Source organism: Leifsonia sp. (assembly GCF_051955155.1).
Classification (GTDB): Bacteria; Actinomycetota; Actinomycetes; order Actinomycetales; family Microbacteriaceae; genus Leifsonia.
In genome coordinates, this window is record NZ_JBQCGZ010000089.1 from 1 (window position 1) to 6,559 (window position 6,559).

A 6,559-nucleotide genomic window follows, 5' to 3' on the forward strand; every position below is an offset into this window, starting at 1 on the left:
CACGATCCGTCCCCCGATAGTAGAGAACCAGTGACAAGCATCCTGCTCGTCGAGGATGAGGCCGCGCTCAGCGAGCCGCTCGCGTACCTGCTCAAGCGCGAGGGCTACGAGGTGACGGTGGCCGAAGACGGCCCGACCGCGCTCGCCGAGTTCGACCGCGCCGGAGCCGACCTCATCCTGCTCGACCTGATGCTGCCGGGCATCCCCGGCACCGAGGTGTGCCGCGAGATCCGCACCCGCTCCACGGTGCCGATCATCATGCTCACCGCGAAGGACTCCGAGGTGGACATCGTGGTCGGCCTGGAGCTCGGGGCCGACGACTACGTGACCAAGCCCTACTCGTCGCGCGAGCTGCTCGCGCGCATCCGGGCGGTGCTGCGCCGGCGCGTCGACGAGTCCGAGCTGGCCGACGACGGCATCCTCGAGGCCGGGACCGTGCGGATGGACGTGGACAGGCACACGGTGTCCGTGAACGGTTCCGAGATCTCCATGCCGCTCAAGGAATTCGAGCTGCTGGAGCTGCTGCTGCGCAACGCCGGACGGGTGCTCACGCGCGGCCAGCTGATCGACCGGGTCTGGGGCAGCGACTACTTCGGCGACACGAAGACGCTGGACGTGCACATCAAGCGCATCCGCTCGCGCATCGAGGAGAGCCCGTCCGACCCGCAGATGCTGGTGACCGTGCGCGGCCTGGGGTATCGCTTCAACGGCTGACGTCGCGACCGCGAACATAGAGAACGCCCCCACCCGGTCCGGGCGGGGGCGTTCTCGCGTCGCGGCGCGGTTACTGCTGCGCGGGCAGGATGGTCGGCGGGACGAGGTCCTTGTAGTCCTCGAGGGCGCCGTCGAGGACGGGGACGTCGAGCTTCGCGCCGGTCTGGTCTCCGTACTGGAAGTACACCGGGTAGAGCGAGCCGGGGAGCGCGGAGAACGGCGTCAGGAAGATGTTGCTGGACGAGGCCTCGTCGGGCGTCGTTCCGACCTGCTTGACCTGGCCGGGCTGCACGGTCACGTAGGCCTTCGCGCTGCTGGAGCCCGAGGTGACGGTGACGCGGTGGCTCTTGGCGTCGTTGTTCACGAGGGTGACGACGAGGTTGCCGACCTTGCCGCCGACGCCGTCCGTGACGATCATGGCGTTGCGCACGTCGACCTGGCCGACGGAGCCGCTCACGCCGTCGCTGGCGTCGTAGTGCTTCGTGGTCGCCTGCGGTGCGACGAGGCCGCATCCTGCGGTTCCGAACGCGACCGCCAGGGCGAGGACGACGGACGCCGCGGCACGAGCTTTCACTGAATGACCTCCCGATCGTTCCGCTCGACGGCGCGGTGATGCCAGGGTGCGAAGCGGATTTCACCTGCGAGTTTATCGCATGCGCGAGGGCTCTCCTGGCCGCCCGGAGGCGTGAGGGCGAACCTTAGCATGTGCCTCGTGTGGTATCCTATTCTTTGCTGAAGGGACAACATATCTATGCTTTTCGAGGTTGGCGAAACCGTCGTTTACCCCCACCACGGTGCTGCAACGATCACCGAGGTCAAGAAAAGAATCATCAAGGGTGAAGAGAAGCTGTACCTCAAGCTCAACGTGACGCAGGGCGACCTCACCATCGAGGTCCCTGCCGAGAACGTCGACCTCGTCGGAGTGCGCGACGTCATCGGCAAGGAGGGCCTCGACCGCGTTTTCGAGGTGCTGCGCGCTCCGTTCACCGAGGAGCCCACCAACTGGTCCCGCCGTTACAAGGCGAACCTGGAGAAGCTGGCGTCCGGCGACGTCATCAAGGTCTCCGAGGTGGTCCGCGACCTGTGGCGTCGCGACCAGGACCGCGGCCTCTCCGCCGGCGAGAAGCGCATGCTCGCCAAGGCGCGCCAGATCCTGATCTCGGAGCTGGCTCTCGCGGAGAAGACCGACGACGAGAAGGCGTCCAGCCTCCTCGACGAGGTGCTCGCCTCCTAGGCGCTCCTCACCCGTTCGAGATTTCGGGCCCCGCGGCATCCGTGCCGCGGGGCCTTCTCGTTGCCGCGGTCGCGCGTGCGCTGCCGGTACGCTCGTGGGGTGAGCAGCACGGACCCCCGCATCGCCGTCATCGTCGTCGCCGCCGGCAGCGGCACCCGGCTCGGCGCGGGCGCGCCGAAGGCGTTCGTGCGCCTCGCGGGCCGGACGCTGCTGGAGCGTTCCGTCCATGCCCTCCGCGGCATGCGGACGCTGCCGCAGGTGATCGTCGTCGCCCCGGCGGACCGTCTGGAGGAGGCGGCCGCCGTCGGCGAGGCCGCCCTCGGCTCGCCGGTCGTTGTCGTGGCCGGCGGCGAGACGCGACAGCGGTCCGTCGCGGCGGGGCTGGCGCGGCTCGCTCCCTCGGTGGAGGTGGTGCTCGTGCACGACGCCGCGCGCGCCCTGACCCCTGCAGCGCTCTTCGACGCGGTGGTGGATGCCGTGGAGGCGACCGGCGGCGGGGTCGTGCCCGGCCTGCCGGTCAGCGACACGATCAAGCGCGTGGACGAGGGCGGGACGGTGCGCGAGACGGTCGACCGTTCGGAGCTCGCCGCCGTGCAGACGCCGCAGGGCTTCCCGCGGGCGCAGCTCGCCGCGGCCTACGAGGCCGCGACCACCGACGAGACCGACGACGCGGGCCTCGTCGCGGCGGCCGGGCATCCCGTCACCGTCGTCCCCGGCGACGCGCACGCCTTCAAGATCACCACGCCGTGGGACCTGCGCCGAGCCGAGGAGCTGCTCGCCGGCGCGCTCCCGCCGCGGATCGGCTTCGGCACGGACACGCACGCCTTCGACCCGGCCGCCGAGCTCTGGCTCGCCGGACTGCACTGGCCGGGGGAGCAGGGCCTCGCCGGCCACAGCGACGGGGACGCGGTCGCGCACGCCATCGTCGACGCCCTGCTCGCCGCCGCCGGCCTCGGCGACATCGGCGGCGTCTTCGGCACCGGCGACCCGCGCTTCTCGGGCGCGCACGGCGAGGTCTTCCTCCGCGAGACCAGGCGGCTGGTGGAGGCGGAGGGCTACCGCATCGGAAACATCTCGGTGCAGCTCGTCGGCAACCGCCCGAAATTCGCACCGCGGCGCCAGGAGGCGGAGGCGCTGCTCTCGGAGCTGCTCGGGGCTCCGGTCGCGGTCAGCGCGACGACGACGGACGGGCTGGGCTTCACCGGGCGTGGCGAGGGCGTGGCCGCGTTCGCGACCGCACTCCTCGTGCGCTGACCAGCAGCGCCGTATCCTTCTCCCGAGGGCGCTCGGCGCGTCGCGAGGGAGGGGCGACATGAACGGACCGGACACCGCGCGGCTGGCTCGCCGGTACATCGAGGCGGTCGGCGAGCACGACCTGGATGCCGTCGACGGGATGCTCGACGACGACGTCTCCGCGGTGTTCGCGGGCGGGCGCTTCGGCAAGGCCGAGTGGCTCGCGGCACTGAAGCGGCTGCTCCCCGCGCTGATCCGCAACGACATCCGGGACGTCTTCGCCGAGGGCGACCGCGGCTGCGTCGTCTACGACTTCGTCACCGACACCCCGGCCGGGGCGGTGGCCTGCGTGGAGGTGATCACGGCCCACGACGACGCCATCGTCTCGATCGAGCTGCTGCTCGACCGGGTGGCGTTCGCGCCCGTGAACGAGGCGCTCGCGCAACGCGCCGCGGGCTAGCGCCCCCGCACCCGTAGTCTTGTCCTGTGACTCTGCGACTGTACGACACGAAAGCCGGCGCCCTGCGCGACTTCGTCCCCCTCCGGCCCGGCGAGGTGGGGATGTACGTGTGCGGTCCCACCGTGCAGTCGTCTCCGCACATCGGCCACCTGCGCTCGGCGCTCGTCTACGACCAGCTGCGCCGCTGGCTCGGCTACCGCGGCTTCGACGTCACGCTGGTGCGCAACGTCACCGACATCGACGACAAGATCCTGATGAACGCCGCCGCCGCGCAGTCGGAGGGCTCGTCCGAGCAGTGGTGGGCGCTCGCGTACCGCTTCGAGCTCGAGTTCACCGCCGGGTACACCGCGCTCGGCGTGCTGCCGCCCACCTACGAGCCGCGTGCGACCGCCAGCATCCCGCAGATGCAGGAGATCATCGAGCGGCTCATCCAGCGCGGCCACGCGTACGCCGCCGAGGACGGTTCCGGCGACGTGTACTTCGACGTGAAGAGCTGGCCGGCCTACGGCGAGCTCACCCGGCAGAGCATCGACAACATGGAGGCGGCGGCGGACGCGGACCCGCGCGCGAAGCGCGACCCGCGCGACTTCGCGCTCTGGAAGGGGCGCAAGGCGGCCGAGCCGGAGTCGGCATCGTTCGGCTCGCCGTGGGGCGACGGCCGGCCGGGCTGGCACATCGAGTGCTCCGCGATGTCGAGGCGCTACCTCGGCGAGAACTTCGACATCCACGGCGGCGGGCTCGACCTGCGCTTCCCGCACCACGAGAACGAGCTGGCGCAGTCCACGGCCGCCGGCGACGCGTTCGCCAACTACTGGGTCCACAACGGGCTCGTGCACGTCAACGGCCAGAAGATGAGCAAGTCGCTCGGCAACTCCGTGTACGCCGCCGACCTGCTCGGCGCCGCGCGCCCGCTCGTCGTGCGCTACTACCTCGGCTCGGCGCACTACCGCTCGACCATCGACTACCACGACGGCTCGCTCGCGGAGGCGGAGGCGGCCCTCGACCGGATCGCCGGCTTCTTCGAGCGCGTCGACCGGCGGCTGACCGGGACGCGGTTCGCCGGCAGCGGCGTCGAGGTGGTCCCCGGCGCGTTCGCCGAGGCGATGGACGACGACCTGGCGGTCCCGCAGGCGCTCGCCGTGCTGCACGAGACCGTGCGTTCAGGAAACGCTGCGCTGGATGCGGAAGACTTGGAGGCCGCCGCGACCGCGCGCGGGCACGTGCTCGCGATGACCGAGGTCCTCGGCATCAACCCGCTGTCGCCGCAGTGGCACCAGGCCGGCTCGTCGTCGGCCGAGCACGCGCTGGGCGCGCTGGTCGCCCGGCTGCTGGAGGACAGGCAGGAGGCGCGGCAGGCACGCGACTTCGCCGCCGCCGACCGCATCCGCGAAGAACTGACCGGAGCCGGCATCACCATCGAAGACACCCCGACGGGGTCGCATTGGAGCATCGAAGCATGAAGAACTCGGGTGGAAAGCCCCGCGCCGGGGCCGTGAGGAAGGGCAAGAAGGGCCCTCAGGTCGGCACCGGCGGCCACGGCCGCAAGGCGCTGGAGGGCCGTGGCCCCACGCCGAAGGCGGAGGACCGCGAGTACCACGTCGCCTACAAGAACAAGCAGCTGCGCGAGCGCGCGGCGGCGAAGGCCGAGCAGCGCGGCGGCCGCGACGGCGCGCCGCGCGGAGCTTCCGGCGCCGCCCGCCGGGCCAAGAGCGGGGACGAGAGCGAGATCGTGACCGGCCGCAACTCCGTGCTGGAGGCGCTGCGCGCGAACATCCCCGCCTCGACGCTCTACATCGCCGCGCGCGTGGAGATGGACGACCGGATGAAGGAGATCCTGTCCGTCGCGACCGGCCGCGCCATCCCGGTGCTCGAGGTCATGCGCCCCGAGCTCGACCGCCTCGCCGGCCGCGACGCCGTGCACCAGGGCGTCGCGCTCAAGGTGCCGCCGTACGAGTACGCGCACCCCGGCGAGCTGCTCGACCTGACGCTGCGGAAGGGCCAGCTGCCGCTGTTCGTCGCGCTCGACGGCATCACCGACCCGCGCAACCTCGGCGCGATCATCCGCTCGACGGCCGCGTTCGGCGGTCAAGGCGTGATCATCCCGCAGCGCCGCTCGGTCGGCATGACCGCGTCCGCGTGGAAGACCTCGGCCGGCGCCGCCGCGCGCACACCGGTCGCGATGGCCGCGAACCTGACGCAGACGCTCAAGGAGTTCAAGAAGGCGGGCGTGTTCGTGCTGGGCCTGGACGGCGACGGCGACACCAGCCTGCCCGGGCTCTCGTTCGCCGACCGGCCCGTGGTGATCGTGGTCGGCAGCGAGGGCAAGGGGCTCTCGCGCCTGGTCACGGAGACCTGCGACGCCGTCGTGTCCATCCCGATCAGCGCGACCACCGAGTCGCTGAACGCGGGAATCGCCGCGAGCGTCACCCTCTACGAGATCTCGAAGCTCCGCGCCGAGAAGCGCTGACGCCCCTGGCGCTAGCTGGCGACGCCGGAGACGGAGGTGCTGTAGGTGACGATCGAGATGAACGTGATCAGCCAGATCGCGAAGACCAGCACGGTGAAGCCGACGCCAACGTAGCCGATGATCAGGCCGGCCAGGGCCATCCCACGGCCGGCCTCGCCGGTGCGCCGGATCTGCGCGAGCGCGATGTGCCCGGTGATCACGGCGACGATGCTCACGACGAACGCGGAGACCAGCGAGACAATCGCCAGGGTGTTCGTCCGTGGGGCCTGGGCGTACCCGTAGGGAGCGGGGTACGGCTGGCCGGCGTAGCCCTGCGGCGGGTACGGCGGCTGCGCGGGCGGGTACGGGTCGGACATCTGGCTCCTTCGTGGCTGACCCTCAGAGCGTAGCCGAGCCCAGAGCCGGCCGCCGCCTCCCGTGCGGGGGCCGGGCGGCGTCAGACCTTCGAGCG

General features: G+C 71.3%; 8 protein-coding genes. 6 read left to right on the plus strand and 2 right to left on the minus strand.

The window, feature by feature from the left end; genetic code table 11:
- The first annotated feature begins 30 nt into the window (after positions 1-30).
- Complete coding sequence (locus ACTHMF_RS09465) at positions 31-714, plus strand: response regulator transcription factor (RefSeq protein WP_314148258.1); 684 nt, start codon at positions 31-33, stop codon at positions 712-714.
- A 70-nt stretch (positions 715-784) separates the two neighbouring features.
- Here ACTHMF_RS09465 and ACTHMF_RS09470 read toward each other — a convergent pair whose 3' ends face one another.
- Complete coding sequence (locus ACTHMF_RS09470; RefSeq protein WP_314148259.1) at positions 785-1,288, minus strand: hypothetical protein; 504 nt, start codon at positions 1,286-1,288, stop codon at positions 785-787.
- A 177-nt stretch (positions 1,289-1,465) separates the two neighbouring features.
- Here ACTHMF_RS09470 and ACTHMF_RS09475 point away from each other — a divergent pair, with 177 nt between their 5' ends.
- From ACTHMF_RS09475 to rlmB, 5 genes are read left to right on the plus strand one after another with little or no spacing between them, the layout of a single operon-like run.
- A complete protein-coding gene (locus ACTHMF_RS09475; protein WP_021763858.1) occupies positions 1,466-1,948 on the plus strand; it encodes a CarD family transcriptional regulator in 483 nt (160 codons plus the stop codon).
- Positions 1,949-2,008: 60 nt separating this feature from the next.
- Entirely contained in the window at positions 2,009-3,202 is a 1,194-nt protein-coding gene (ispD, locus tag ACTHMF_RS09480; protein WP_440317234.1) for a 2-C-methyl-D-erythritol 4-phosphate cytidylyltransferase, read from the plus strand.
- Positions 3,203-3,260: 58 nt separating this feature from the next.
- Complete coding sequence (locus ACTHMF_RS09485) at positions 3,261-3,641, plus strand: nuclear transport factor 2 family protein (protein ID WP_440317235.1); 381 nt, start codon at positions 3,261-3,263, stop codon at positions 3,639-3,641.
- Positions 3,642-3,667: 26 nt separating this feature from the next.
- Positions 3,668-5,101, plus strand: a complete 1,434-nt coding sequence (gene cysS, locus ACTHMF_RS09490; RefSeq protein WP_440317236.1) for a cysteine--tRNA ligase — start codon at positions 3,668-3,670, stop codon at positions 5,099-5,101.
- Positions 5,098-6,108: a 23S rRNA (guanosine(2251)-2'-O)-methyltransferase RlmB gene (gene rlmB, locus ACTHMF_RS09495; protein ID WP_314148263.1), complete on the plus strand. Its 1,011-nt coding sequence runs from the start codon at positions 5,098-5,100 to the stop codon at positions 6,106-6,108. The genes cysS and rlmB overlap by 4 nt, the downstream gene beginning before the upstream one ends.
- Positions 6,109-6,119: 11 nt before the next feature.
- Here rlmB and ACTHMF_RS09500 read toward each other — a convergent pair whose 3' ends face one another.
- Positions 6,120-6,464: a DUF4190 domain-containing protein gene (locus ACTHMF_RS09500; RefSeq protein WP_440317237.1), complete on the minus strand. Its 345-nt coding sequence runs from the start codon at positions 6,462-6,464 to the stop codon at positions 6,120-6,122.
- Between the last annotated feature and the right edge of the window lie 95 nt (positions 6,465-6,559).